Annotated in this window: 24 protein-coding genes; 5 read left to right on the forward strand and 19 right to left on the reverse strand. The window is 72.0% G+C overall.

Annotated elements, in window-relative coordinates; translation table 11 throughout:
* The first annotated feature begins 4 nt into the window (after window positions 1-4).
* Both LVO85_RS13040 and LVO85_RS13045 read left to right on the forward strand, forming a co-directional pair.
* Window positions 5-1,345 (forward strand): DUF349 domain-containing protein, encoded by a 1,341-nt coding sequence (locus LVO85_RS13040; RefSeq protein ID WP_232747920.1) that lies wholly within the window; start codon window positions 5-7, stop codon window positions 1,343-1,345.
* A gap of 5 nt (window positions 1,346-1,350) precedes the next feature.
* A complete protein-coding gene (locus LVO85_RS13045) occupies window positions 1,351-2,664 on the forward strand; it encodes a M18 family aminopeptidase (protein WP_232747921.1) in 1,314 nt (437 codons plus the stop codon).
* Window positions 2,665-2,700: 36 nt separating this feature from the next.
* Here the strand turns inward: LVO85_RS13045 and LVO85_RS13050 are convergent, their stop codons facing one another.
* From LVO85_RS13050 to LVO85_RS13125, 16 genes are all read right to left on the reverse strand, one after another.
* Window positions 2,701-5,016, reverse strand: coding sequence for a RelA/SpoT family protein (locus LVO85_RS13050; protein ID WP_232747922.1), 2,316 nt, complete (start codon window positions 5,014-5,016; stop codon window positions 2,701-2,703).
* A gap of 48 nt (window positions 5,017-5,064) precedes the next feature.
* Entirely contained in the window at window positions 5,065-5,622 is a 558-nt protein-coding gene (locus LVO85_RS13055; RefSeq protein WP_232747923.1) for an adenine phosphoribosyltransferase, read from the reverse strand.
* Window positions 5,619-6,785, reverse strand: coding sequence for a protein translocase subunit SecF (gene secF, locus LVO85_RS13060; RefSeq protein WP_232747924.1), 1,167 nt, complete (start codon window positions 6,783-6,785; stop codon window positions 5,619-5,621). The genes LVO85_RS13055 and secF overlap by 4 nt, the downstream gene beginning before the upstream one ends.
* Complete coding sequence (gene secD / locus LVO85_RS13065) at window positions 6,785-8,605, reverse strand: protein translocase subunit SecD (protein WP_232747925.1); 1,821 nt, start codon at window positions 8,603-8,605, stop codon at window positions 6,785-6,787. The genes secF and secD overlap by 1 nt, the downstream gene beginning before the upstream one ends.
* A gap of 13 nt (window positions 8,606-8,618) precedes the next feature.
* A complete protein-coding gene (gene yajC / locus LVO85_RS13070; RefSeq protein WP_232747926.1) occupies window positions 8,619-8,927 on the reverse strand; it encodes a preprotein translocase subunit YajC in 309 nt (102 codons plus the stop codon).
* Between the two features lie 167 nt (window positions 8,928-9,094).
* Window positions 9,095-10,171, reverse strand: coding sequence for a Holliday junction branch migration DNA helicase RuvB (gene ruvB / locus LVO85_RS13075; RefSeq protein ID WP_232747927.1), 1,077 nt, complete (start codon window positions 10,169-10,171; stop codon window positions 9,095-9,097).
* Window positions 10,168-10,767 (reverse strand): Holliday junction branch migration protein RuvA, encoded by a 600-nt coding sequence (gene ruvA / locus LVO85_RS13080; protein WP_232747928.1) that lies wholly within the window; start codon window positions 10,765-10,767, stop codon window positions 10,168-10,170. The genes ruvB and ruvA overlap by 4 nt, the downstream gene beginning before the upstream one ends.
* Entirely contained in the window at window positions 10,764-11,402 is a 639-nt protein-coding gene (ruvC, locus tag LVO85_RS13085; protein ID WP_232747929.1) for a crossover junction endodeoxyribonuclease RuvC, read from the reverse strand. The genes ruvA and ruvC overlap by 4 nt, the downstream gene beginning before the upstream one ends.
* A 160-nt stretch (window positions 11,403-11,562) precedes the next feature.
* Window positions 11,563-12,330, reverse strand: a complete 768-nt coding sequence (locus tag LVO85_RS13090) for a YebC/PmpR family DNA-binding transcriptional regulator (protein WP_232747930.1) — start codon at window positions 12,328-12,330, stop codon at window positions 11,563-11,565.
* Window positions 12,327-13,013, reverse strand: a complete 687-nt coding sequence (gene pdxT / locus LVO85_RS13095) for a pyridoxal 5'-phosphate synthase glutaminase subunit PdxT (RefSeq protein WP_232747931.1) — start codon at window positions 13,011-13,013, stop codon at window positions 12,327-12,329. The genes LVO85_RS13090 and pdxT overlap by 4 nt, the downstream gene beginning before the upstream one ends.
* Window positions 13,007-13,915, reverse strand: a complete 909-nt coding sequence (pdxS, locus tag LVO85_RS13100) for a pyridoxal 5'-phosphate synthase lyase subunit PdxS (RefSeq protein WP_232747932.1) — start codon at window positions 13,913-13,915, stop codon at window positions 13,007-13,009. Before pdxS ends, pdxT begins: the two co-directional genes overlap by 7 nt.
* A 45-nt stretch (window positions 13,916-13,960) precedes the next feature.
* Window positions 13,961-14,461: a hypothetical protein gene (locus LVO85_RS13105; protein WP_232747933.1), complete on the reverse strand. Its 501-nt coding sequence runs from the start codon at window positions 14,459-14,461 to the stop codon at window positions 13,961-13,963.
* Window positions 14,454-15,644, reverse strand: coding sequence for a glycosyltransferase family 4 protein (locus tag LVO85_RS13110; RefSeq protein ID WP_232747934.1), 1,191 nt, complete (start codon window positions 15,642-15,644; stop codon window positions 14,454-14,456). Before LVO85_RS13110 ends, LVO85_RS13105 begins: the two co-directional genes overlap by 8 nt.
* The gene (locus LVO85_RS13115) at window positions 15,641-16,570 is read right to left on the reverse strand and encodes a phosphatidylinositol mannoside acyltransferase (RefSeq protein WP_232747935.1); all 930 of its coding nucleotides are present in this window, start codon (window positions 16,568-16,570) and stop codon (window positions 15,641-15,643) included. Before LVO85_RS13115 ends, LVO85_RS13110 begins: the two co-directional genes overlap by 4 nt.
* Window positions 16,567-17,178 (reverse strand): phosphatidylinositol phosphate synthase, encoded by a 612-nt coding sequence (gene pgsA, locus LVO85_RS13120; RefSeq protein ID WP_232747936.1) that lies wholly within the window; start codon window positions 17,176-17,178, stop codon window positions 16,567-16,569. The genes LVO85_RS13115 and pgsA overlap by 4 nt, the downstream gene beginning before the upstream one ends.
* Window positions 17,172-17,738, reverse strand: coding sequence for an HIT family protein (locus LVO85_RS13125; RefSeq protein WP_232747937.1), 567 nt, complete (start codon window positions 17,736-17,738; stop codon window positions 17,172-17,174). Before LVO85_RS13125 ends, pgsA begins: the two co-directional genes overlap by 7 nt.
* Before the next feature lie 64 nt (window positions 17,739-17,802).
* On the opposite strand from LVO85_RS13125, the gene LVO85_RS13130 reads away from it, so the two are divergent.
* Window positions 17,803-18,249: a nitroreductase/quinone reductase family protein gene (locus LVO85_RS13130; RefSeq protein WP_232747938.1), complete on the forward strand. Its 447-nt coding sequence runs from the start codon at window positions 17,803-17,805 to the stop codon at window positions 18,247-18,249.
* Here the strand turns inward: LVO85_RS13130 and LVO85_RS13135 are convergent.
* Window positions 18,246-18,719 carry a hypothetical protein gene (locus LVO85_RS13135; RefSeq protein ID WP_232747939.1) on the reverse strand — a complete coding sequence of 158 codons (474 nt, stop codon included), beginning with the start codon at window positions 18,717-18,719 and terminating at the stop codon, window positions 18,246-18,248. The two genes, LVO85_RS13130 and LVO85_RS13135, sit on opposite strands and share 4 nt — an antisense overlap.
* A gap of 8 nt (window positions 18,720-18,727) precedes the next feature.
* Complete coding sequence (gene thrS / locus LVO85_RS13140) at window positions 18,728-20,701, reverse strand: threonine--tRNA ligase (protein ID WP_232747940.1); 1,974 nt, start codon at window positions 20,699-20,701, stop codon at window positions 18,728-18,730.
* Between the two features lie 167 nt (window positions 20,702-20,868).
* On the opposite strand from thrS, the gene LVO85_RS13145 reads away from it, so the two are divergent.
* Window positions 20,869-21,294, forward strand: a complete 426-nt coding sequence (locus LVO85_RS13145; protein ID WP_232747941.1) for a DUF7144 family membrane protein — start codon at window positions 20,869-20,871, stop codon at window positions 21,292-21,294.
* A gap of 26 nt (window positions 21,295-21,320) precedes the next feature.
* On the forward strand, window positions 21,321-22,736 hold the full coding sequence (locus tag LVO85_RS13150) for an ATP-binding protein (RefSeq protein WP_232747942.1): 1,416 nt from the start codon (window positions 21,321-21,323) through the stop codon (window positions 22,734-22,736).
* Here the strand turns inward: LVO85_RS13150 and LVO85_RS13155 are convergent.
* Entirely contained in the window at window positions 22,679-25,447 is a 2,769-nt protein-coding gene (locus LVO85_RS13155; RefSeq protein ID WP_232747943.1) for a calcium-translocating P-type ATPase, PMCA-type, read from the reverse strand. The genes LVO85_RS13150 and LVO85_RS13155 overlap by 58 nt on opposite strands.
* Window positions 25,448-25,702: the final 255 nt, after the last annotated feature.

The following is a 25,702-nucleotide window of genomic DNA, read 5'->3' on the forward strand; positions in this document are numbered from 1 at the left end:
GCCCGTGCCCGGTCCCCCCTCACCTGCCCAGCTGGCCGGCCGCAAGGCAGCCGTGCATCCCGTGGCGCCGCCCGTCCCCGACGGACCTTCCAGCGAGTCCCTCGCGTTCGGGCGTGTCGACGAGGACGGCACGGTCTACGTGCGCACCCAGGAGGGCGAGCGTGCCGTGGGTTCCTACCCCGGCTCCACCCCCGAGGAGGCGCTGGCCTACTTCGCCCGCAAGTACGACGAGCTGGCGGCCGCCGCCCAGCTGCTCCAGCAGCGGCTGGCACAGACCGACCTCGGGGCGCACGAGGCCCGTGAGTCGCTGGCACACCTGCGCGAGCACATCGGCGAGGCCAACGTCGTGGGTGACCTGGCCGCCCTGTCCGCGCTGGTCGACCAGGTCGAGGCGACCGTCGCCGCACGGCAGGAGCAGGAGAGCGCCGCTCGGGCCGAGGCCAAGGTGCGCGCCGCTCAGGAGCGCGAGGCGCTCGTGGCGGAGGCGGAGGGCATCGCGGCCACGGACCCCGCCCAGACCCAGTGGAAGGCCGCCAGCGCCCGGATGCGCGACCTCTTCGACACCTGGAAGGGGATGCAGCGCAGCGGGCCACGCCTGGACAAGGAGACCGAGCACGCCTTGTGGCAGCGCTTCAGCGCCGCCCGCACCGGGTTCGACCGGCAGCGCAAGACCTGGTTCTCCCACCTGGACGAGCAGCAGGCGGAAGCCCGCCGGGTCAAGGAGTCCCTCGTCGCCCAGGCCGAGGCCCTGGCCGGCAGCCGTGACTGGGGTGCCACCGCCGGTGAGTTCAAGCGGCTCATGCAGCAGTGGCGCCAGGCCGGCCGGGCACAGCGCTCCCAGGACGACGCCCTGTGGTCACGCTTCAAGCACGCCCAGGACACCTTCTTCGCCGCCAAGGACGAGGTCGCTGCGGCGGAGAACGCCGAGTTCGTCGCCAACCTGGAGGTCAAGGAGGCGCTGCTGGCCGAGGCGGAGGCCCTGCTGCCCATCACCGACCTGCAGGTGGCCAAGCGCGAGCTGCGCTCGGTCCAGGAGCGCTGGGACATCGCCGGCAAGGTGCCGCGCGCGGACATGCAGCGCATCGAGCAGCGGCTGCGCAAGGTCGAGCAGGCCGTGCGCGACCAGGAGGACCAGCGCTGGAAGCAGAGCAACCCCGAGGTGAGCGCGCGCGCCCAGTCGATGGTCGAGCAGCTCGAGCGTGCGGTCCAGGGGCTGGAGCAGGACCTCGCGGCCGCGGAGGCCGGCGGGGACGACCGTGCGGTCGCCGAGGCACGGCAGGCGCTGGAGGCGCGCCGGGCCTGGCTCGACTCCGCCCGCTCCGGGCTGGCCGAGTTCGGCGGCTGACCCCCGTGACCTGGGACCCTGCGGACCCGCGACCTCGCACGGACGAGGTGACAGAGGGCCTGGCCCGCTACCTCGACGCCTCCCCCTCCCCCTTCCACGCCGTGGAGCGGGCTGCCGCCCTCCTGGGAGAGCAGGGCTTCACGGAGGTGGCCGAGACCGCCCCCACCCCGCGGCAGCCGGGCCGCTACCTGGTGCGGCGGGGCGGCTCGCTGCTGGCCTGGTCGACGGAGCGGGCGGAGGGTGCTGCCACACCTTTCCGCGTCGTGGGGGCCCACACCGACTCCCCGAACCTGCGGGTCAAGCCGCATCCGGACGGGGTCCGGGCCGGCTGGCACACCCTGGGCGTGGAGGTCTACGGGGGCCCGCTGCTGACCTCCTGGCTGGACCGTGACCTGGGGCTGTCCGGGCGGGTCGCCGTGCGCACCCCCGAGGGCGTGGACACGAGGCTGTTCCACACCGACGAGCCGCTCCTGCGTGTCTCCCAGCTGGCCATCCACCTCGACCGGTCGCAGGTCACCGAGGGGGTGCGGCTCAACCCACAGCAGCACCTCGCGCCGCACTGGGCGCTCTCGGACGGGCTCGACTTCGCGGCCTGGCTGGCCGACCACGTCGGTGCCGACGTCGGCGACGTGCTCGGCTGGGACGCGATGACGCACGACCTCACCCCGGCCCGGCGCATCGGCCGTGACGCCGACCTGCTCGCGTCCGCCCGGCTGGACAACCTGGCCACCGCGTATGCGGGCGTGCGGGCGGTCGCACACGCGGTCGACTGCCCCGGTGGCTCACCCTGGGTGCCGGTGCTGGCCCTCTTCGACCACGAGGAGGTCGGCAGCACCTCCGAGCGGGGCGCCCAGTCGACCTTCCTGCCTGCCTGGCTGGAGCGCATCGTGCTGGCGGCCGACGGCACCCGCGAGGACTACCTGCGGGCCCTCGCCGGCAGTGTGGTCGCCTCCGGTGACATGGCGCACGCGACGCACCCGCACTACGCGGACCGTCATGAGCCGGACCACCGCATCCGCATGAACGGCGGTCCCGTGCTCAAGGTCAACGCCAACCTGCGGTATGCCACCGATGCCGTGGGCGCGGCGCACTTCCGCCTCGCCTGCGAGCAGGCGGGCGTGCCGCTGCAGACCTACGTCAACCGCACAGACCTGCCCTGCGGCTCGACCGTCGGGCCGATGACCTCCGCGCTGACGGGTGCGACCACGGTGGACTTCGGTGCGCCGACCCTGTCGATGCACTCCACCCGCGAGGTGTGCGGGGTGGCCGACCAGGCCATGTACGCAGCCACACTGGCCGCCTTCCTCGCACCCGCCTGAGGCGTGCTCGGGCGGTCGTGACGGGTGCCGGCACGCTCAGGCCGGACGCTCCCGGCGGTGGGGGTCGGTCCCGGAGGTGCCGGTGATGCGGTAGGCGTCGAGCACGGCAGGCACGCGCTTGACGGCGCGCAGCACGCTCTCCAGGTGGCTCGGGTCGGCCATCTCGAAGGTGAACTTCGACAGGGCGACCCGGTCGCGTGAGGTCTGCACCGTCGCGGAGAGGATGTTCACCCGCTGCTCCGACAGTGCCCGCGTGATGTCCGAGAGCAGGGCGGGGCGGTCGAGGGCCTCCACCTGCATGTTGACCATGAAGACACTGGACTCGGTCGGGGACCAGGCCACCTCGATCAGACGCTCCGGGTGCCGCTTGAGGGTCTCGACGTTGGTGCAGTCGGTGCGGTGCACCGACACGCCCTTGCCGTGGGTGACGAAGCCGAGGATCTCGTCACCGGGCACAGGAGTGCAGCAGCGAGCGATCTTGACCCAGACGTCGCCGGTGCCGACGACCGTCACCCCGGGGTCGGTGGCGCGCGGACGGCCCCGGCGCGGCAGGGTGGCCTCGGCGAGGTCCTCCGTCGCACCGTCCTCACCACCGAGGGTGGTCACCAGCTGCTTGACCACGTGGTCGGCCGAGACATGTCCCTCGCCGACCGCGGCGAAGAGCCCGTCGATGTTCGTGTAGCGCAGGGCTCCCGCGACGGCCGTGAGCGAGTCGTGCGACATGAGGCGCTGCAACGGCTGGTTCTGCTTGCGCAGCACCTTGGCGATCTGCTCCTTGCCGGAGTCGATCGCCTCCTCGCGGCGCTCCTTGGAGAACCACTGCCGGATCTTGGCCCGGGCGCGGCCGCTCTTGACGAACTTCAGCCAGTCGCGGCTGGGAGCGGCGTCCTCGGCCTTGGAGGTGATGATCTCCACGACGTCACCGCTGACCAGCTCGCTCTCGAGCGGCACCAGCTTGCCGTTGACCCGTCCCCCGACGCAGCGGTGGCCGACCTCGGTGTGCACGGCATAGGCGAAGTCGACCGGGGTGGCGCCGGCGGGCAGGGCGATGACATCGCCGCTGGGCGTGTAGACGTAGACCTCGGCGGCGTTGATCTCGAAGCGCAGGGACTCCAGGAACTCCCCCGGGTCGCTGGCCTCGCGCTGCCAGTCGAGCAGCTGGCGCAGCCACGCCATGTCGTTGGAGGGTGCGATCGCACCGTCCGACCCGGTCTTGGCGTCGCTGCCGGCGACCTCCTTGTACTTCCAGTGCGCCGCGACGCCGTACTCCGCACGGCGGTGCATCTGGTGGGTGCGGATCTGCACCTCGACGGGCTTGTTGTCCGGGCCCATCACCGTGGTGTGCAGCGACTGGTACATGTTGAACTTCGGGACGGCGATGTAGTCCTTGAAGCGTCCGGGGACAGGGTTCCAGCGAGCGTGCAGCGCCCCGAGCACGGCGTAGCAGTCCTGGATCGACTCGACCAGCACCCGCACCGCGACCAGGTCGTAGATCTGCTCGAAGTCGTGGCCGCGGACGATCATCTTCTGATAGACGGAGTAGTAGTGCTTGGGCCGACCGGTGACGGTGGCCTTGACCTTGGCGGACTTGAGGTCGGCGCTGATCTGGGTGCGGACGCGGGCGAGGTACTCCTCCCGCGCCGGTGCCCGCTCGGCCACCATGCGCACGATCTCCTCGTAGACCTTGGGGTAGAGCTGGGCGAAGGCGAGGTCCTCCAGCTCCCACTTGATCGTGTTCATCCCCAGCCGGTGGGCCAGGGGTGCGTAGATCTCGAGCGTCTCGGCAGCCTTGCGCTCAGCCGACTCGCGGGACACGTAGCGCCAGGTGCGCGCGTTGTGCAGCCGGTCGGCCAGCTTGATGACCAGCACCCGGATGTCACGCGCCATCGCGATGACCATCTTGCGGACGGTCTCGGCCTGGGCAGCCTCGCCGTAGGTGACCTTGTCCAGCTTGGTGACCCCGTCGACGAGCATGGCGATCTCGTCGCCGAAGTCGTGACGCAGCTCCTCCAGCGAGTAGGTGGTGTCCTCCACCGTGTCGTGCAGCAGGGCTGCGGCGATCGTGGACGGCGTCATGCCCAGCTCGGCCAGGATCGTGGCCACCGCGAGCGGGTGGGTGATGTAGGCGTCGCCGCTCTTGCGGGTCTGGCCGCGGTGGGCGCGCTCGGCGACGACGTAGGCCCGCTCGATGAGTGTCAGGTCGCCCTTGGGGTGGGTCGCGCGGACGGCACGCAGCAGCGGCTCCAGCACCGGGTTGGCACCGGAGCGAGGTCCTCCCAACCGGGCCCAGCGGGCACGGACGCCCCCGCTGGTGGCGGTGGAGGAGGCCGGGGCGGCGACGTCCTCACTCATGACCAGAGTGTAGTCGTCCGGGGTGGGCGTGCCTGCAGCCACGTGCCCTCACCCGGCCACGAGCGAGCGCACCGGGATGCCGTCGAGGCGGTGGCGGCCACCCAGCGCTGTGATCTCGATGAGCACGTCGACACCGGCGACCTGCCCCCCGCACCGCCGGACCAGGTCGGCGGCGGCCGCGGCCGTCCCACCACTGGCGAGCACGTCGTCGTAGACCAGCACTCGTTGCCCGGCGCGGACCGCGTCGATGTGCATCTCGACCGTCGCCGAACCGTACTCGAGGTCGTAGTCCACGGTGTGCCGGTCGGCCGGCAGCTTGCCTGCCTTGCGCACCGGGACGAACCCGACCCCCAGCTCGTGGGCCGCCACGGACCCCAGGATGAAGCCCCTGGCCTCGATGCCCACCACGAGGTCGACCTCGCCGTGGTGCCGGTCCACCACCTCGGCGACCACCCGCGCGCTCAGGTCCGCGTCAAGCAGCACCGGCGTCACGTCCTTGAACACCACTCCCGGCTGCGGGAAGTCGTGGACGTCGCGCAGGGCCGCGCGCACGTCGTGCTCCAGCGCGGCCCGTTGCTCCGCCGACCGCGGCGGCGCCGCGCTCATCGGCGTGACTTGGGGGGACGCTTCGGCTGGTTGCGCGGCCCGCGCTGGGCGTAGGGATGAACCTGTCGTGCGGTGCCCTGCCCCGGGGCGGCGGAGGTCGAGGTGGCCCCCCCGCCCACCGTGGTGGCGTCGACGTCCTCGCCCGTAGGCGAGCCCTCCTCCCCCTGCGCCTCGTGCTCACGCCGTCGCGTGGCCCGCTTGGTGGCGGCCTTGTCCAGCGCCTGGATGTCGTCCTCGCCCTCACGCAGGTGCACGAGCAAGGGGGTGGCGACGAAGATGGACGAGTACGTGCCGACCGCGATGCCGATGAACAGCGCCGCCGCCAGGTCCAGCAGGGTCCCGGGCCCGATGAACACGATCCCCACGACCAGGATCGTGCCGACAGGCAGCAGCGCGACCACCGAGGTGTTGATCGATCGGATGATCGTCTGGTTGACGGCCCGGTTCGCCGCCTCGGCATAGGTCATGCGACGCGTGTCCATCGCCTGCTCGGTGTTCTCCCGCACCTTGTCGAAGACGACGATGGTGTCGTAGATCGAGTACCCCAGGATCGTGAGGAAGCCGATCATGGACGCCGGCGACACCTCGATGCCGAGCAGTGCGTAGATCCCGACGGTGAAGGCCAGGTCGTGCAGCAGGGCGACCAGCGCCGCCGCCGCCATCTTCCAGGTGCGGAAGTAGATCGCGAGCACGAGGGACACGAGGAGCAGGAAGACGATGAGGGCCTGGACGGCCTTCGTGGTGACCGTCTCCCCCCAGGAGGGACCGACGAAGGAGCTCGTCACCTCCGAGTCGGGCACCCCGAAGGCCTCGGCGAGGTCGGTGCGCACCGCCTCGGCGGTCTGGTTGGGCAGCTCGCCGGTCTGCACCCGGATGGTGTCGCTGCCGACCAGGGTGACGGTGGCCACCGCCTCGGGCGCCTCCACGGCGACGGCCTCCGAGGCGCGTGCCTCGTAGTCCGACAGGTCGCTCACGCTGCTGACCCGCAGCTCTGAGCCACCACGGAACTCGATGCCGAAGTTGATGCCCCGCCCGAAGAGGCCGATGAGGGACACCACGATGAGGACGGCCGAGACGGTGTACCAGAGCTTGCGGCGCCCGACGATGTCGAACGAGCGCTTGCCCGTGTAGAGGTCGTTGCCCAGCTGTGCGAAGCTCGCCATCAGACGACGCCTCCCTCGATCTCGGCCCGCGAGGGCCTGGTCCTGCGTGGCGGCTCAGGAGCGGCGAACTGCCCGCGGCCCAGGTAGGTCGAACGCTTGGCACCGAGCCGCTCGGGGTCCATGCCCGACCACTTGTGGCCCTCCCCGAAGAACGTGGTGTTGGCCAGGATGCTCACCGTCGGATGCGTGAACATGAAGACGACGATGAGGTCGATGACCGTCGTCAGGCCGAGGGCGAAGGCGAACGCCCGGACGCTGGACTCGGAGAGGAAGTACAGCACGCCGGCGGCGATCAGGTTGACCGCGTCGGAGATCAGGATGGTCTGGCGGGCGCGGGCCCAGCCGGTGTCCACCGCGTAGCGCAGCGGGCGGCCGGCACGGACCTCGTCCCTGATCCGCTCGAAGTACACGATGAAGCTGTCCGCCGTGATGCCGATCGCCACGATCAGACCGGTGACCCCGGCCATCGTGAGGCGGAAGTTGTTGGACCAGCCCAGGAAGGTCACCGCCCCGTAGGCGAGCAGGGCCGCGATGGACAGGGAGCCGATGGTCACCAGGCCGAGCGCACGGTACTGCAACAACGAGTAGCCGAAGACGAGCAGCAGGCCGATGATGCCGGCGATGACGCCCAGCCGGAGCTGCTCACCACCCAGGGTCGGGCTGATCTGCTCGCTGGTCTGCACCTCGAACGAGATCGGCAGCGCGCCGAACTTCAGCTGGTTGGCCAGCGTCTCGGCCGACTCGGTGGTGAAGTCGCCGGTGATGCTCGCCGAGCCGTTGCTGATGACGTTGTTGACGCTCGGGGCCGTGATCACCACCCCGTCCAGCAGGATGGCGAAACGGTTCTGGGCGGCACCCGGTCCGAACGCGAAGAGCCGTGAGGTCGTCTCGGCGAAGGCCTGACGGCCCTCGTCGTCGAAGGTGAGCTGCACCTCGACCCGGCCGGTGGGGCCGCCCTGGCCCTGCTCAAGGCCGGCCGCAGCGTCGCTGACCTGCGCCCCGGTGAGCTCGACGGGGCCGAGGATGTACTTCTCGAACCCGTCCTCCGAGCAGGCGGTGATGGCCTGGTCGGAGGGTGCCGCCGCGGTGGCCTGTGCGGCCGTGTCGTCGGCGCAGTCGAGGTCGATGAACTCCTGCTGCAGCTCGGGGGTGATCTGTTCCAGCGAGCTGGGGTCGCTCACCTGCTCCGCGGGCGCCTCAGGGATGGGCGCCTCGGTCGTCTCCGAGGCGTCGTCCGGGCTCGTGGCCGTGCTCAGCCCGGCGGGATAGGCACCGTCGGTCGTCTCGGCGTCGTCGGTGGACCCCTCCTCGACGGCACCGGGGTCCTGCGGCGCCTGTTCGAGCAGGTCCTCGAGCTGCTGCTCGCGCACGTCGTCCGGCAGGGGCAGCACCGGAGCCTGGCCCGGGTCGGTCGGCAGGGTCTGGACCGGGGCGGCGACGAGCACGGGCCGGAAGCTCAGCTGGGAGGAGCGGCTGAGCGCCTCGAGCTGCTCGGCGCTGGGGTTGCCGGGGATGGCCACCGAGATGTTGGTGTCGCCCAGACGGGAGACCTCCGCCTCGGCGACCCCTCCGCCGTCGATGCGGCGGCGGATGATGTCGATGGCCTGGTCGACCTGCTCCTCGCCGACCCCCGAGGCGCCCTCCACGACCGGCTCGATGATGATCTGGCGACCGCCGGCCAGGTCGAGGCCGAGCTGGGGGGTCCAGGAGGCAGGCTCCTCACCCCAGATGCGGGCGGCACCGATGGCACCGAACAGGACGAGCGTGAGTGCTGCCAGCGCCGCGAGCACCTTCAGGGGCCCACGGTTGCGGGGGTTCATCGCCATCACCGGGTCACTGCTCGTCGTTCGGCGGGGTGGCGACCTCGGGTGGCTCCGTGGCGAGCACGGCGCGCCGGTCGAGGCGGACCACCACTCCCGGCGCGATCTCCAGGTGCACGATGCGCTCGTCGAGGGCGCTGATCCGGCCGAACAGCCCGGCGGAGGTCATCACGTCGTCGCCCACCTGCAGCTCGTCCTGGATCTGCGCGATACGCCGCTGCCGACGCCGCTGGGTGAAGAACAGGAAGGCCAGCAGGAGGAGCGGCAGCAGCAGCAGCAGGATGCCGGAGCTGTTCCCGGGTCCGGTGGCAGCGGAGGCCAAGGGTGACATGGTGGTCCTTCGACGATGATCCGTGAGCGGTGCCCCGAGCGACCCTCGCCGCAGCGGTGCGTGGTGCCGTCTGCAGGCACCCGGGGCAGTCTAGGTGAGGGCAGGTCACCCACCAAAGGCCGCCGTCGGCGAGTCCGGCGCCGCAGCCCCGTGGCACCTCAGCCGAGTCTGCTGGTGTCCGTGGGGATCGGCAGCACGCCCTGCGCCTGATGCGCCACCCCTCCCGGCACCTGCGGCGGCGTCAGCCCCAGGTGCGTCCAGGCGAGGGCCGAGGCGGCCCGCCCCCGGGGGGTGCGCACCATGAAGCCCTCGCGGACGAGGAAGGGCTCGGCGACCGTCTCCACGGTGTCCGGCTCCTCGCCCACGGCGACGGCGAGTGTGCTCAGCCCGACGGGACCTCCTGCGAACCGGCGGCACAGCGCCTCCAGCACCGCCCGGTCCAGCCGGTCGAGACCCTGCCGGTCGACGTCGAACAGCTCCAGCGCAGCCTCGGCTGCCGCGAGGTCCACGACATGGCGGCCGTGCACCTGGGCCCAGTCACGCACGCGCCGCAGCAGCCGGTTGGCGATGCGGGGGGTGCCGCGTGACCGGGAGGCGATCTGCTGGACGCCCTCGGCGTCCGCCTCGATCTCCAGCAGCTCGGCGTTGCGGGTGAGGATCGTGACCAGCTCGGCGGTGCTGTAGAAGTCGAGATGCCCGGTGAAGCCGAACCGGTCGCGCAGCGGGGCGGGCAGCAGCCCGGCCCGGGTGGTGGCCCCCACGACGGTGAAGGGCGGCAGCTCCAGCGGGATGGCGGTCGCCCCGGGGCCCTTGCCGACGATGACGTCGACCCGGAAGTCCTCCATCGCCAGGTAGAGCATCTCCTCGGCCGGCCGGGACATGCGGTGGATCTCGTCCAGGAAGAGCACCTCGCCCTCGGCGAGCGAGGACAGGACGGCAGCCAGGTCCCCGGCGTGCTGGATCGCCGGGCCGCTGGTGATCCGGATCGGCTGCTCCAGCTCGCCGGCGATGATCATGGCCAGGGTGGTCTTGCCCAGGCCCGGGGGGCCCGACAGGAGCACATGGTCCGGGGGCGCACCCCGCCGGCGGGCAGCCTCGATGACCAGGCCGAGCTGGTCACGCACGCGTCCCTGGCCGGGGAAGTCCGCCAGGCGCCGCGGCCGCAGGGCCGCCTCGATGCGTCGCTCCTCGTCGGTCGACCCCGGGTCGACCACCCTCTCGTCCTCGGGGGTCATCGGCCCAGCTCCCGCAGCGCCGCCCGCAGCACGGCTGCCACCTCGGTCGGCGGGTCCTGCGAGGTGCCCACCGTGCGCACGGCGTCGGCCGCCTGCTTCGCGCTCCAGCCCAGACCGACCAGCGCCTCCTCCACCTGGTCGGCGACGGCGTCGCCCATCGTGCCGGGCGGGGCCGGTGCCTGCGGTTCGGCGCCCCCGACCAGGACCTTGTCGCGCAGCTCGAGGACGATGCGCTCCGCGCCCTTGCGACCGATGCCCGGCACCTTGGTGAGGGCCACCACGTCGCCGCTGGAGACGGCCTGGCGCACCGCGTCGGGGCTGTGCACCGACAGCATGGCCAGGGCCAGCCGGGGCCCCACACCCGAGACGGTCTGCACCTGCTCGAAGAGCGCCTTGGCGTCGGCGTGGGTGAAGCCGTAGAGGGTCAGGGACTCCTCACGCACCACGAGGGTGGTGTGCAGCCGCGCCTCGCTGCCCGTGCGCCACTCCGAGGCCGTCGCCGGCGTGGTGTGCACGAGCAGGCCGACCCCACCGGTCTCCACGACCACGTGGTCCAGGCCGACGTGCAGCACGGTGCCGCGCACGGAGGCGATCATCGGGTCCTCCTGGTCCGGCCCACCGCGGTGGACCACTGGCTCGTCGGGCTCCTGCCTGCAGCGGCGTGCAGCTGCATGAGCCGGTTGGGGGCGGCGGCCGCGGCCAGGTCCTCGGCCCGGCGCAGGCGCTCGTTCACGGCTGCCTGGTCGAGCCTGCCCTGACCCCCGGTGCGCCAGATGTGGCAGATGGCCAGCGCCAGCGCGTCGGCCGCGTCGGCCGGCCGGGGGGCGACCGGCAGCTGCAGGATGCGGGTGATCATCGAGGTGACCTGGGCCTTGTCGGCCCGCCCGTTGCCGGTGACCGCTGCCTTGACCTCCGTGGGCGTGTGCAGCACGAGCGGCAGCCCCAGGCGGGCCGCGGCCAGCATGGGCACCGCGGAGGCCTGGGCCGTGCCCATGATCCCCTTGATGTTCGCCTTGGCGAACACACGCTCCACCGCGACGGCGTCCGGAGCGTGGTCGGCCAGCCACTGGTCGATCTCGACCTGGAGGGTGAGCAGGCGCTCCTGGGGCTCGTCCCCCGTCGGGGTCCGCACCACGCCCACCGCCACCATCCGCAGTGGCCGGCCGCGGTCGCCCTCGACGACACCCAGCCCGCATCGGGTGAGGCCGGGGTCGACGCCGAGCACGCGCATGGACGGCCCTCCTGGTCAGGCGCCGACGGCCGAGGGCCGCGACGGGTGCGTACAGGTGTTCGCAGCTCACGCTACGACACGGTGTGCCGCTGAGCTGTGCGGACGCGCCGAGGCGGACCGAGCTGGTGTCCTCTCCCCCGGATCGACGTGCGGGGGCTTCTCAGTCGTCCTCGAGCTCGGCCATGACCTCGTCGGACACGTCGGCGTTGGAGTAGACGTTCTGCACGTCGTCGCAGTCCTCGAGCGCGTCGACGACCCGGATCATCCGGCGGGCGCCGTCGGCGTCCAGCGGCACCTGCATGCTGGGCACCATGGACGACTCGGCGGAGTCGTAGTCCAGGCCCGCCTGCTGCAGCGCGGTCCGCACCTGCACGAAGTCGCCGGGCTCGGAGATGATCTCGAACAGGTCCCCCAGGTCGTTGACCTCCTCGGCGCCGGCGTCGAGGACGACCTCGAGCAGGTCGTCCTCGGTGGTCTCCCCGGACTCCTGCTGCTTGGGCACCGTCACCACGCCCTTGCGGTTGAACAGGTAGGCCACCGAGCCGGAGTCGGCCATGGAGCCGCCGTTGCGGGAGAGCGCGGTGCGCACCTCCATAACCGCCCGGTTCTTGTTGTCCGTCAGGCACTCGATCAGCAGCCCCACGCCGCCGGGCGCGTACCCCTCGTAGGTCAGCGCCTCGTAGCTCGCACCCCCGGCCTCGGCACCCGAACCACGCTTCACCGCGCGGTCGATGTTGTCGTTGGGCACCGACGACTTCTTCGCCTTCTGGATGGCGTCGTAGAGGGTGGGGTTGCCGGCCGGGTCCCCGCCACCGGTGCGCGCCGCCACCTCGATGTTCTTGATGAGCTTGGCGAACAGCTTGCCCCGCTTGGCGTCGATCGCCGCCTTCTTGTGCTTCGTCGTCGCCCACTTGGAGTGACCACTCATCGCTGTCCCTCTCCGTCGTCGTGTCGGCCAGGCACCGGGACGGCCTGGGGAGTCTCCTCGGGTCGGCTGCCGATGCTACCCGCCTGGCGGACCAGGTCCACGAAGAAGGCGTGGACACGGTGGTCGTCGGTGACCTCCGGGTGGAACGAGGTCGCCACCAGGTTGCCCTGGCGCACGGCGACCACGTGGTCGGCGCCGTGGAAGGCGACCGTGGCCAGCACCTCGACCCCCGGTCCGACCTGCTCGACCCAGGGGGCACGGATGAAGACCGCGCGGTAGGGCCCGCCCTCCTGGGGGAGGCCGGTGACGTCGAGGTCGCACTCGAAGGAGTCGACCTGCCGGCCGAAGGCGTTGCGGCGCACGGTGATGTCCAGGCCGCCCAGGGTCTGCTGGTCCGGGTGACCGTCGAGGACCCGGTCGGCCAGCATGATCATGCCGGCGCAGGAGCCGTAGACCGGCATCCCCTGGGCGATCCGGCGCCGCAGCGGCTCACGGAGGCCGAACACCCGGGTGAGACGGTCGATGGTCGTCGACTCGCCCCCCGGCAGGACGAGGGCGTCGACGCGCTCGACCTCCTCGGCCCGGCGCACCGGCAGCGCCTCGGCCCCGGCCAGGGTCAGGGCCCGCAGGTGCTCACGCACGTCCCCCTGGACGGCGAGGACGCCGACGCGGGGCGTCACCACCCGCGGTCGGCCAGGCGGTGGGGCTGCGGGATGTCGTCGACGTTGATGCCGACCATGGCCTCCCCCAGCCCGCGCGACACCTGGGCGAGGGTCTCCGGGTCGTCGTAGAAGGTGGTGGCCTTGACGATCGCCTCGGCACGCGCCTGCGGGTTGCCCGACTTGAAGATGCCCGAGCCCACGAAGACTCCCTCGGCACCGAGCTGCATCATCATCGCCGCGTCCGCCGGGGTGGCGATGCCGCCGGCGGTGAAGACGACCACGGGCAGCTTGCCGGCGCGGGCGACCTCGCGGACGAGCTCGAACGGTGCCTGGAGCTCCTTGGCGGCGACGTAGAGCTCGTCCTCGGCCATGCTCTGCAGCCGGCGGATCTCGGCCCGGATGGTGCGCATGTGCGTGGTGGCGTTGGAGACGTCGCCGGTGCCCGCCTCGCCCTTGGACCGGATCATGGCCGCGCCCTCGGTGATGCGTCGCAGCGCCTCGCCCAGGTTGGTGGCGCCACAGACGAAGGGGACGGTGAAGTTCCACTTGTCGATGTGGTGGGCGTAGTCGGCCGGGGTGAGCACCTCGGACTCGTCGATGTAGTCGACACCGAGGCTCTGCAGGATCTGCGCCTCGACGAAGTGCCCGATGCGCGCCTTGGCCATCACCGGGATGGAGACGGCGTCGACGATGCCGGCGACCATGTCGGGGTCGCTCATCCGGGCCACGCCCCCCTGGGCACGGATGTCGGCCGGGACGCGCTCCAGGGCCATGACCGCGACCGCGCCGGCCTCCTCGGCGATCGTGGCCTGCTCCGGGGTGACGACGTCCATGATCACGCCACCCTTGAGCATGTCGGCCATGCCACGCTTGACCCGCGTGGTGCCGCTCTGCTGCTGGGGGGTGGACTCGATCGTGCTCATCAAGGGGCCTTTCGACAGGGGTGTGGTGGTGTCCGACATCCCAGTCTACGGGGCCTGCGGCCAGGCGTCGTCAAAGACCACCTTGCCGGGCAGAGGCCGGCGCCCGGCCAGGTGCAGCACCCGGACGACCCGCCGTCGGCGCACCTGCAGCGTGCGGTCGACGACCTCGTTGTGGAAGTGCCGGGCCAGCTGCACCCGTTCGGCGGCACCGCGCAGCGCGGGACCGGGCTCGGGGACGACCACCCGCAGCACCTCGGTCAGCTCGGTCTCGGCGGCACACCGCTGCGGGCTCCACTCCCCCGTCAGCGCCAGGGCCGCTCCGGCGGCGTCCAGCAGCAGGGCGGCGCTGGCCGGGTCGAGGTCGCCTCCGTAGGCGGCGTCGACGGTCGCGTCCGCACGCCGCACGACCTGGGCGTCCAGGGCTGCGGTCGTCGCGTTGTTCTGGGTGTGCAGCCGGTCCAGCCGCACCGCGGTGTACGACAGGTACCACCCCACGGCGAGGAGGACCGCGAGCACGGGGCCGACGACTGCGAGCACGTCACCCATGAGGCCTCCTGCGCCGGGGTCGTCGAGGGATGCGTCGCAGCACGGGCACGTGGCGGCCCACGCTGCTGCCGTGGGCCCGCACGGAGTCGTAGACCGCCTCGATGTGCGGCACCACCCGGCCCCAGTCGAAGTCGGCCGCCCGCACCGGACCGCACTCCTGCAGCAGCCGGCGGCGCTCCGGGTCGTGCCACAGCGAGACCACCCGGGCGCCCAGCGCGTCGACGTCGCCCACCGGGAAGAGCGCGCCGTGCTCCTCGCCCTTGAGCACCGCCTCGAAGGCCACCAGGTCGCTGGCGACCACGGGGGCTCCCGCGCTGAGGGCCTCCACGAGGATGATGCCGAAGCTCTCGCCGCCGGTGTTCGGGGCGATGTAGAGGTCGCAGTCGGCCATGAGCCCGACCTTGTCCCGCTCGTCGACGGCACCCACCAGCACACAGGCCGCACGCACCTCGGCAGGCTGGTCCTCCAGCACCTCGGCCGCGTCGCCGGGACCGGCCACGACGAGCCGGGCACCGGGGCAGTCGGCCAGGATCCGCGGCATCGCCCGCAGCAGCACCGACAGCCCCTTGCGCGGCTCCTCCACCCTGCCGAGGAAGAGCATCGTCGGCCCGGAGCCGGTCCGCACGCCCCGCCCGGCCCGCATGACCGCGGCTCCGGCGAAGCGGCTGGTGTCGACCCCGTTGGGGATGACGACGCAGTCGCCCCCCAGCTGTTCCAGCACGGTGCGCCGTGCCTCCTCGGAGACCGCGATGCGCGCCGAGATCTTGTCCAGCCCCGGCTGCAGCATCGGACCCGCCAGGCGCAGCGTGCGTGACTTGATCTGGGAGCTGTGGAAGGTGGCCACGACCGGGCCCGCCATCGCCCACAGGGCGAGCAGGGAGACGCTCGGGCTGGCGGGCTCGTGGATGTGGACGACGTCGAAGCTGCCGTGCTCGACCCAGTCCCGCACGCGCGCGGCCACGTTGGGTCCGAAGGCCAGGCGCGCGACCGACCCGTTGTAGCGCACCGGCACCGCCCCCCCGGCACTCACGACATACTCCGGCAGCCTGGTCGTGCTCTCCGCCGGGGCGAGCACGCTCACCTGGTGACCGACGCCGATGAGGTGCTCGGCGAGCTCGCGCACGTGGATCTGCACACCACCGTGCACGTCGAAGGAGTAGGGGCTGACCAGGCCGACCCTCATGTGACCGGCTCCGGTGCCCCGACGAAGACCCGCTGCATCATGTGCCAGTCGGCCGTGTGCTCGGTCATCGTGACCGCCAGGGCGTCCACGCACTGCTGGGTCATGGCACGGATGCGCTCGGCCCTCGTGCCCGTCCCCGGGTCGAGCGCCTCCTCACCGAAGGTCACCACGATCCGGTATGCGGCAGGCCCGGCGGGACGGTCGGGGCGCAGCTCGTAGTGCACCGTGACCGGCCGCAGCGGTGCGCCGGTGCTCAGGGCGAGCGCGGCCGGGCCCGCGGCGACAGCCGCGCGGCGACCGCAGAGGTCGACCTCCACGCCGCTGGAGGACAGGTCACGGTCGGCGAGCAGCGGCACGATGGCTCCCCCGCGGACCGCGTCCTGCAGCCGCTCGAACACCCCACGCTCGCCGGTCAACGGCAGGATCGTCATCCCGAGGCGTCGGCGGAAGGCGAGGAACTCGGCATACAGCTCCTCGGGGCGCAGCCGCTCGGCCACCGTGGTCACCGGTGAGAGGTGACAGGTGGCCCAGGCGCCGGCGGTGTCCCAGTTGCCCAGGTGGCCCAGGAAGAACACCTGGCCCTGCCCGGCGGCGACGGCGGCGCGCACCGGTGCGTCCCCCACGCAGCGCACCCTGAGCGCCAGCTCGTCGGGGCTGCGGTCCGCGAGCCGGAAGGCGTCGCACCAGTAGCGCAGGTAGGAGCGCAGACCCGCGCGCACCAGGTCGTCCAGGTCGGCGTCCCGGAGCTCGGGACGCACCACGGCGTAGTTCGACCGGAGCCGGTCGACCTGGCGACCTCCGCGCCGGTGCACCCGGGCAGCGAGCACGTCGAAGAGCCGGTAGGCCGCTCCCTCGGGCATCAGCCGCACGACGCGCCAGCCCGTCCGGTAGGCGGTCAGCCTGGCCTGGTCCGCCACGGCGCTCACACGGCCTCCCGAGTCTGGGCCCGCACCATCGCGGTGCGCTGCCCGATCGTGACCAGGCCGGCAGCCGCGAGCGCGGCGAGCACCGCCAGGAGCACCCACAGGGGCAGGAAGAGCCCGGTGAAGCCGGTCGCGGTGAGGACCACGAGGAGGCGGTCGGCTCGCTCGGCGATGCCGCCCTCGCAGCGCAGGCCCAGCCCCTCCGCACGTGCCTTGCTGTAGCTGGTCACGAAGCCCAGCACGAGGCACAGCAGGGCGAGGGCAGCGCCGAGCGGGCTGTCGCCGACCCCGGTGAAGTAGAAGAGCAGCCCGGAGAAGATCGCGGCGTCACCGAGCCGGTCCATGGTGGAGTCGAGCCACGCACCCCAGGCGGAGGACTGTCCGGACAGGCGTGCCATGGTGCCGTCCAGCAGGTCGGTGAGGCTGAACGCGGCGATGACGACGCTGCCCCACCACAGCTGTCCGGCCGGGTAGAAGGTCAGGGCTCCCACGACCACGCCCAGCGTGCCGACGACGGTGACCGCGTCGGGGGTGACCCGCAGCCGCAGCAGCAGCGCCGCGAACGGGGTGAAGACACGGGTCCAGAACACCCGGGCGTAGCGGTTCAGCATGGGTCCTCCGGCCAGGCCTGCACGACCTGCCGCCGCACGTCCTCGAGCAGCATCGGCAGTGCCTTGGTCTGTCCGACGACGGGCAGGAAGTTCATGTCCCCGCCCCAGCGGGGGACGATGTGCTGGTGCAGGTGCGCGGCCACGCCGGCACCGGCGACGTCCCCCTGGTTCATGCCGATGTTGAACCCGCCGGGGCCGCTGGAGGTCTCCAGGGCCCGGAGCGCCGCCTTGGTCAGCGCGGTGAACTCGGCCGTCTCCTCGGGCGTGAGGTCGACGTAGAGGGGCACGTGCCGGTAGGGGCAGACGAGCAGGTGCCCCGGGTTGTAGGGGAAGAGGTTGAGCACCACGTAGCAGTGCTCACCCCGGTGGACGATCAGCCCGTCGGCGTCGTCCTTGCCCGGTGCGTCGCAGAACGGGCACCCCCGGCCGGCGTCCGGCGAGGGTCGCTCCCCCTGCACGTAGGCCATCCGGTGCGGCGTCCAGAGCCGCTCGAAGCCGTCGGGCACCCCCACGAGGTCCTCGGCGGCCTCGGTGCGGGCCGCCCCTCCGTCTCCAGACATGGGGCCGATCCTATGTGCCGACACCCACGGGAAGCCTTCGACCGTGGTGTGCGTTGCCCCACGCATGAGCCGCGAGACCACCGAGGACTACCTGCCGCCCGCCAGTGAGTGGGTGCGCCGCCAGCTGGACGAGATCGACGCAGCGGGGGGTGACACCCGGGCGGTGTCCATCCAGGACCGGCCCGTGGTGGTGGTCGTCATGCGCGGCCGCCGCACCGGTGGGCTGCGCCGCGTCCCTCTCATGCGGGTGGAGCACGAGGGCGCGTATGCCGCGGTCGCCAGCAAGGGTGGTGCCCCCGAGCACCCCGAGTGGCACCACAACCTCCTCGCCGACCCCGAGGTCGTGCTGCACGACGGCACCGCGCAGGTCCCGATGCGCGCCCGGGTCGTCGAGGGCGCCGAGCGCGCGGCCTGGTGGGAGCGGTCGGTGGCCGCCTTCCCGCCCTACGCGGACTACCAGCGCAGCACCGACCGGCAGATCCCGGTCTTCGTCCTCGAGGCGACGCGCTAGCAGCTCGCCGGGAGGACCCGGCGCTGCTCGGGATGGACCCTCGCCCCGAGCTCGTCCAGCACGGTCGCGGGCACGCTGACCCCGGCGGCGACCTCCAGACCCGACCACCCCTGGGCGGTGGCCCAGCCGAGGGCGGCGTCCAGCAGGTCGCGGGCGACCAGCTCGCGGCGGCGCACATGCTCCTCGCCGGGCGGCCCGGCATACAGCAGGACCACGTCGGCCGGCGGTCGTGGGGCACCGACGCCGGGCGGCAGCGGCACCGGGAGCCTGAGCATCACCGTGCCGCAGTGCGTGCCGTCCACCTCGGCGACCCACTGCGGCAGCGCGGGGCCGGCGGCGAGCCAGGCGACGGCGAAGCGGTCGAGGTGGCCCGGCTCCGGTGTGCCCCCGGCCGCGCGGATCGCCTGGACGTGCAGGGCCCCTGCCAGCAGAGCCTCGTCCTCCGCCAGCCGCCGCACCCGCACGTCCACGCCCGCTCCTAGACCTGCACCCGGTCGCGCACGGCGGCCACGATCTCGGTGACGGCGTCGTTGACCGGCACGCCGTTGCGCTGCGACCCGTCGCGGTAGCGGAAGGAGACCGCCCCCGCCTCGGTGTCCTCGCCCCCGGCGATGAGCATGAAGGGCACCTTCGACCTCTGCGCGGTGCGGATCTTCTTGGGGAACCGGTCGTCGGAGGTGTCGACCTCGACCCTGATGCCCTGCATCCGCAGCTGCCGGGCGACCTCCTGCAGGTGCCCCTCGAACGGCTCGGCGACGGGGATGCAGGTCACCTGGACCGGCGCCAGCCAGGGCGGGAAGGCCCCGGCGTAGTGCTCCACGAGGACCCCGACGAAGCGCTCGATGGAGCCGAACTTGGCCGAGTGGATCATCACCGGCTGCTGCCGGGACCCGTCCGCCGCCTGGTACTCCAGGCCGAACCGCTCCGGCTGGTTGAAGTCGAGCTGCACCGTCGACATCTGCCAGGTGCGCCCGATCGCGTCGCGCGCCTGCACCGAGATCTTCGGCCCGTAGAACGCGGCGCCACCGGGGTCCGGCACCAGCTCGAGACCGCTCTCGACGGCGACCTGGCGCAGCACCTCGGTGGCCTCCTCCCACTGCTCGTCGGAGCCGATGAACTTCTCCGAGTCCCCGCGGGTGGACAGCTCGAGGTAGTAGTCGTCCAGCCCGAAGTCCTTCAGCAGCCCGAGCACGAAGGTGAGCAGGTGGCGGATCTCGTCGGGCGCCTGCTCGGTGGTCACGTAGGAGTGCGAGTCGTCCATGGTCATGCCGCGCACCCGGGTAAGGCCGTGGACCACCCCGGACTTCTCGTTGCGGTAGACCGACCCGAACTCGAACAGCCGCAGCGGGAGCTCGCGGTAGGAGCGTCCCCGGGACCGGTAGATGAGGTTGTGCATGGGGCAGTTCATGGCCTTGAGGTAGTAGGCGCTGCCGTCCTGCTCCATCGGCGGGAACATCGTGTCCTTGTAGTAGGGCAGGTGTCCCGAGGTGTGGAACAGGCCCTCCTTGGAGATGTGGGGGGTGCCGACGTACTCGAAGCCCTCCTCGATGTGGCGGCGACGGACGTAGTCCTCCATCTCCCGCTTCAGCACCCCGCCCTTGGGGTGGAAGACCGGCAGCCCGGAGCCGAGCTCGTCCGGGAACGAGTAGAGGTCGAGCTCCACGCCGAGCCTGCGGTGGTCACGGCGCTCGGCCTCCGCCAGGCGCTCCAGGTATGCCGTGAGCTCGGCCTTGCTGGGCCAGGCGGTGCCGTAGATGCGCTGCAGCTGCGGGTTGGCCTCGCTCCCCCGCCAGTAGGCGGCGGCGCTGCGCATGAGCTTGAAGGCGTTGCCGATGATCCTGGTGTCGGGCAGGTGCGGCCCGCGGCACAGGTCGCCCCACACGGCGGCGCCGGTGCGGTCGAGGTTGTCGTAGACGGTCAGCTCGGCGCCGCCGACCTCCACCGAGGCACCTTCGGCCGCGTCCTCCGCCCCGCCGCCCTTGAGCCCGATGAGCTCGAGCTTGTACGGCTCCTGGGCGAGCTCGGCACGGGCCTCGTCATCGGAGACCGGCCGCCGGCGGAACGTCTGGCCCGTGTTGATGATCCGCTGCATCGCCTTCTCGAGGCGCTTGAGGTCCTCGGGGGTGAACGGCTCGGCGACGTCGAAGTCGTAGTAGAAGCCATCACGCACCGGCGGTCCGATGCCGAGCCTGGCCTCGGGGAAGGCCTGCTGGACTGCCTGGGCGAGCACGTGCGCGCAGGAGTGGCGGAGCACGTCGAGCCCGTCCGGAGAGTCGACGGTCACCGGCTCCACCGACGCCCCGTCGGCCACCTCGTGCGACAGGTCGCGCAGCTCACCGTCCACCCGGGCGACGACCACGGCGCGGTCGCCGGCGAAGAGCTCGCCCGCCGTCGTGCCCCGGTCGACCGTCTGCTCGGTCCCGTCGACGGTCACGCTGATCTGGGCAGGCACGCTGGCTCCTCGTGTGGTGGTGCGGGTCGGCTACCGGCCGATGCTATCGCTCCATGCGGCAGGGGCGCGGCGGGCGATCACCCGTGACGGGTGAGGCGGGGTGTCCCCGCCTGGGTGCAGCATCGACCCGTAGCCGGCTGCACGGCCGGCCTTGGACGGAGGACACGATGAGCACTCAACAGATGGGCACGGCCGGACCGAACACCTCCCGCATGACGGGATGGGTCGGCTGGATCGCCTTCGCCGCCATCATGATGCTGATGACCGGGACGTTCAACGTCATCAGCGGCCTGGCGGCCGTCTTCAACGACGAGGTCTTCGTCGCCGGTCCCGAAACGATCGTGCTGCTCGACCTGACCGCCTGGGGATGGGTCCACATCTTCCTGGGCCTGGCCGTCGCCGGCACGGGTCTGGCCTTGATGTCCGGTCAGATGTGGGCTCGCGTGGTCGCGGTGGGCCTGGTCATGCTCAACATGGTCACCCAGCTCCTGCTCCTGCCCGCCTACCCGTGGTGGGCCGTCATCATCCTGGCTGTCGACACCGTGGTGCTGTGGGCCATCATCGTCCATGGGGACGAGGCGAAGGCCCTCTGACCACACCTCGCGAAAGGCGGGCCCTGATGACAGCGACAGCACAGCACAGCACCTTCTACTCCGTCGACGGGCGGGGCTTCGCGGGAGACGTGTCCTTGGGCACGCCCCTCCTCGTCGGTGACTTCCTCGTCCTGGAGAGCCCCGGCATCGGACAGCTGGTGGGTCAGGTCCTCGGCAAACAGGTGCGCGACGGCGCCGCCCACACGACGGGGGTGGTGCGCGGAGCCCTGGACCCCGACGGGAGCGTGGGCCCGCTCTCCCCCGTCCCGTTCGCCGATGCGCAGAGCCGCCCGGCCCCGCCGGAGGTCCTCGCCGCCTTCCAGGAGTCCGCCGGTGCGGACATGCTGGTGGGGCACGCCACCTCCGGCTCCCGCGAGGTCAGCCCGGTGCGGCTGCGGCACAAGGGCTTCGCACGTCATACGTTCGTCTGCGGGCAGAGCGGGTCCGGCAAGACCTACGCCCTGGGCGTCGTCCTCGAGCAGGTGCTCGCCGAGACCGGCCTGCCGCTGGTGGTCCTGGACCCCAACGGCGACTACGTGCACCTCGGCACGGTGCGGGAGGGCGCCGACCCCGAGCGCGTGGCACGCCTCGGCAGCCCCGACATCCAGGTGCTGCGTGCAGGGCCCGTCTCCGAGGTCGACCCCGCGGCGCACGCCGCGGTGCGGTTCGTCGAGCTGAGCCCTGCCGCGAAGGCGGCCACGCTGCGGCTGGACCCTGTTCAGGACCGGCGGGAGTACCAGAGCCTCATGCAGGAGTTCGACGTCTCGCCGACCTCGGAGGCAGCCGAGGAGATGGTGCACCGGTTGCGCACCGGCGGTGCGGGCGTCGACCCGGACCTGTCCCTGCGGATCCGCAACCTGGGCCTCCTCGAGTGGGATATCTGGTCACGTGGACACGGGTCGCTGCTCGACGTGGTCGACCAGCGACCGCGAGGGGTGGTCCTGGACGTCTCCCGCTGCGAGGTGCCGCAGGAGCGTTCGATCGCGGCCCTGGCTCTCGTGGACCACCTGTGGGCCCGACGTGAGCAGCGTCGCCCCGTCCTGCTCGTCATCGACGAGGCCCACAACTTCTGCACCGCCGAGCCTGCCGACGCCGTGCAGGCGGCGGTGACCGACCGTCTCGTGCAGATCGCCGCCGAGGGCCGCAAGTACGGCATCTGGCTGGTGCTCTCGACCCAGCAGCCGCACAAGATCCACCCCAACGTGCTCTCCCAGTGCGACAACCTCGTCCTGATGAGGATGAACTCCACGGCCGACCTGGCCCACCTCGGTGACGTCTTCGGGACCGCGCCCCCGCAGATGCTGTCCGCCGCGACCTCCTTCCGTCAGGGCGAGATGCTCCTGGCCGGCGGGTTCGTCGCCGCTCCGGTGATCACCCGGGTGGCTCAGCGGCTGACCGTCGAGGGCGGCTCCGACGTGCCGGTGCCGCCACGCGGCGGCTGACGGTCACCCACCCCCGGGCCTCGGGTGCGGGTGCCGGCTCCTCCGCGACCTGCAAGGCGCGCACCGAGCTTCACGGCCTCCTCCACCAGGAGCACCGAGACGGCGACCGCGGCGCAGGTCGCCCACTGGCCGGCCGTCAGCGTCGTCGTGCGGAAGATGTCGTGCAGCACCGGCAGCTGGACGATCGCCACCTGGAGCGCCACGACCGCGCCGAACGAGATCCAGAGCCAGCGGTTGGAGAACAGGTGGCGGGTGAAGACCGTCTCCCGCTCGGCGCGGGCGTTGAGCGCGTTGAAGAACTGGAACAGCACGAAGGTCGTGAACGCCATTGTGAGCGCCACCGCCTCCGTGTGGGCGTCGCCTGCCCACGCGAGCACACCCAGTGTCCCGGCGGCCATCACCACACCGCTGCGCAGCATCCGACCCAGGCGCCGGGTGTTGAGCACCCGATCCGTAGACAGCCGTGGCGGGTCGTCCATGAGGCCACGTCGGGGCGGGTCGACCCCGAGGGCGATGGCGGGCGGGCCGTCCATGATGATGTTGGCCCACAGCACCTGGATGGCGGCCAGGGGTGCCGGCAGACCGACGACCGCGGCGCCGAGGAACGACAGGATCGCGCCGATGTTCGTGGACAGCTGGAAGCGGACGAACTTCACGACGTTGTCGTAGATGCCCCGTCCCTCACGCACGGCACGCACGATGGTCGCGAAGTTGTCGTCCGTCAGGATCATCGCGCCGGCCTCCCGGGTGACCTCCGTCCCGGTGATGCCCATGGCGACGCCGATGTGGGCGGAGCGCAGTGCTGCCGCGTCGTTGACCCCGTCGCCGGTCATCGCGGCGACGTGCCCCCGTGCGGTGAGCGCCTGCACGATCGCGACCTTGTGCTCGGGCGAGACCCGGGCGAAGACGCCGACCTCCTCGATCCGCCCAGCCAGCCCGTCCGGGCCCATCGCGTCGAGCTCGGCGCCCGTCACCACCTCGCCGCGGATGCCCAGCTCCTGGGCGATGGCCGCCGCGGTGTCCCGGTGGTCACCGGTGATCATCTTGACGTCGATGCCGGCCCGGTGGCACTCGGCAACGGCGTCACGGGCTTCGGGGCGGGGCGGGTCGGTGATGCCGACGACGGCCACGAGGGTCAGCTCGGTCAGCAGGTCGACGACGGCCTCCGGCTCGAGCCCCGCTGCGGTGGACGGCAGCACGGCAGTGGCGGACGCCAGGGTGCGCAGGCCCTGGCTGCCGAGGTCCTGCACCTGGTCCAGCACCCTCGCGCGACCGGCGTCGTCGAGCGGCTGCACCCCCTCGGACGTGCGCATCGCCGTGCAGCGAGCGAGCAGGACGTCCGGCGCGCCCTTGACGTGGACCCGGACGGCGTCGTCCTCCCGGTGCAGCGTGGCCATCCACTTGCGCTCGGCGTCGAACGGGACCGTGCTCGTCCGGGGGTGCGCCGCCCGCAGCTGCTCGACGTCGACACCGCAGTCCCGACCCAGCATCACCAACGCACCTTCGGTCGGGTCGCCGACCACCTGCCCCTGGGCGTCGAGGCTCGCGTCGTTGCACAGCACGAACGACGTCACGGCGTCGTGCGGGACCGCCGCCACGTCGACCTCGCGACCCTCGCTGACGAAGGACCGGACCGTCATCCGGTTGAGCGTGAGCGTGCCGGTCTTGTCGCTGCAGACGACGGTCGCTGCGCCCAGCGTCTCCACCGAGGCGAGCCGCTTGACGACGGCGCCGTGCTTGGCCATGCGGTTGACACCCAGGGCGAGGGTGAGGGCGAGGACGGCCGGCAGCCCCTCCGGGACCGTGGCGACGGCGAGGGCGACCGCACTGAGCGCGACGTCTCCGAGCTCCGCACCCTGCAGCAGGGCGAGCGCCGCGTAGACGGCGACGGCGATGCCGCCGATGAGGGTGATGCGCCGACCGACCGAGTCGAGCTGGATCTGGAGGGGGTTCTTCGGCTCGACGCTCGTCGCGAGCATCCCGGCGATCGCGCCGACCTCGGTGCTCATGCCGGTCGCCGTGACGAGCAGCTCCGCCCGCCCCCGGGTCACGGTGGTGTTCATGTAGGCCATGGACCGTCGCTCGGCGAGCACGGCGTCAGGGGGTGTCGGCTGCGCCGTCTTCACGACCGGTCGCGACTCCCCGGTCAGCGCGGACTCGTCCGCCTCGACGGACTCCGCCACCAGGAGACGGCCGTCAGCCGGCAGGCGGTCGCCGGCGTCGAGCAGCACCACGTCCCCCGGCACCACGTCCTCGGCGTCGACGACCTGCACGGCCCCCTCCCGGCGGACCCGCGCGGTCGCGCTCAGCATCGTGCGGAGCGCCTCGAGGCTGCGCTCGGCACGGTTCTCCATGACGAAGCCGATCGTCGCGTTGATGAGCAGGACGACGCCGATGACCACCGCGTCCTTGAGCTCACCGACCAGGCCCGCCAGCACCGCTGCGCCCATCAGGATGACGATCAGCAGGGAGCGGAACTGGTCGAGGAACCGCAGGAGCGCGTGCCGCCTGGCAGGCTCCGCGAGGCGGTTGGGGCCGTGGCGCTCGAGGCGTGTCTCGACGTCGTCGGTGCTCAGGCCGCGCGTCGCGTGCGTCCCGTACGCCCGGGCCACCTCGTCCGCCGCGACGCCATACGGTCGCTTCAGGCCCGCCTCGTCCGAGGTGGCGACGGCGCCGGCCTGCGGGCTCGCGGTGGCAGCTGGGTCGTGCATGGTTCCTTCCAACGTTCCTCAGAGCGTCGGAGGTCTCACCGGTCGCAAGCGACCCGCAGCGCCGGACCCGATGACGGGCCGTGGTGACGGCGAGGCGTGGGGGTTACTCCCCTCCACCTCAAGTGGAGCATCACTCGCAGCCCCGCGTCAAGGCACCGACGAGACTCACGAAAAGTGCCCGCGAAACGCGGGCCGTGCCTCATGTAGGAATGCCCGCGAAACCAGGGGCGTGCTGGGGGCACCCTGGGACATGGA

This window comes from Ornithinimicrobium sediminis, from assembly GCF_021272345.1.
Lineage (GTDB): Bacteria > Actinomycetota > Actinomycetes > Actinomycetales > Dermatophilaceae > Ornithinicoccus > Ornithinicoccus sediminis_B.

Excerpts from the sequence above, each read along its gene's own strand:
- ruvB (WP_232747927.1), bottom strand. The coding sequence starts at position 10,171 with ATGACCCCCGAGGACGAGAGGGTGGTCGACCCGGGGTCGACCGACGAG.
- LVO85_RS13050 (WP_232747922.1), bottom strand. The coding sequence starts at position 5,016 with ATGAGTGAGGACGTCGCCGCCCCGGCCTCCTCCACCGCCACCAGCGGG.
- pgsA (WP_232747936.1), bottom strand. The coding sequence starts at position 17,178 with ATGCTGAACCGCTACGCCCGGGTGTTCTGGACCCGTGTCTTCACCCCG.
- LVO85_RS13055 (WP_232747923.1), bottom strand. The coding sequence starts at position 5,622 with ATGAGCGCGGCGCCGCCGCGGTCGGCGGAGCAACGGGCCGCGCTGGAG.
- LVO85_RS13125 (WP_232747937.1), bottom strand. The coding sequence starts at position 17,738 with ATGTCTGGAGACGGAGGGGCGGCCCGCACCGAGGCCGCCGAGGACCTC.
- secD (WP_232747925.1), bottom strand. The coding sequence starts at position 8,605 with ATGAACCCCCGCAACCGTGGGCCCCTGAAGGTGCTCGCGGCGCTGGCA.
- LVO85_RS13145 (WP_232747941.1), top strand. The coding sequence starts at position 20,869 with ATGAGCACTCAACAGATGGGCACGGCCGGACCGAACACCTCCCGCATG.
- LVO85_RS13090 (WP_232747930.1), bottom strand. The coding sequence starts at position 12,330 with ATGAGTGGTCACTCCAAGTGGGCGACGACGAAGCACAAGAAGGCGGCG.
- LVO85_RS13150 (WP_232747942.1), top strand. The coding sequence starts at position 21,321 with ATGACAGCGACAGCACAGCACAGCACCTTCTACTCCGTCGACGGGCGG.
- pdxS (WP_232747932.1), bottom strand. The coding sequence starts at position 13,915 with ATGAGCACGATCGAGTCCACCCCCCAGCAGCAGAGCGGCACCACGCGG.
- LVO85_RS13155 (WP_232747943.1), bottom strand. The coding sequence starts at position 25,447 with ATGCACGACCCAGCTGCCACCGCGAGCCCGCAGGCCGGCGCCGTCGCC.
- ruvA (WP_232747928.1), bottom strand. The coding sequence starts at position 10,767 with ATGATCGCCTCCGTGCGCGGCACCGTGCTGCACGTCGGCCTGGACCAC.
- secF (WP_232747924.1), bottom strand. The coding sequence starts at position 6,785 with ATGGCGAGCTTCGCACAGCTGGGCAACGACCTCTACACGGGCAAGCGC.
- ruvC (WP_232747929.1), bottom strand. The coding sequence starts at position 11,402 with ATGCGCGTGCTCGGCGTCGACCCCGGCCTCACCCGATGCGGGCTGGGT.
- LVO85_RS13105 (WP_232747933.1), bottom strand. The coding sequence starts at position 14,461 with ATGGGTGACGTGCTCGCAGTCGTCGGCCCCGTGCTCGCGGTCCTCCTC.
- LVO85_RS13130 (WP_232747938.1), top strand. The coding sequence starts at position 17,803 with ATGAGCCGCGAGACCACCGAGGACTACCTGCCGCCCGCCAGTGAGTGG.
- LVO85_RS13110 (WP_232747934.1), bottom strand. The coding sequence starts at position 15,644 with ATGAGGGTCGGCCTGGTCAGCCCCTACTCCTTCGACGTGCACGGTGGT.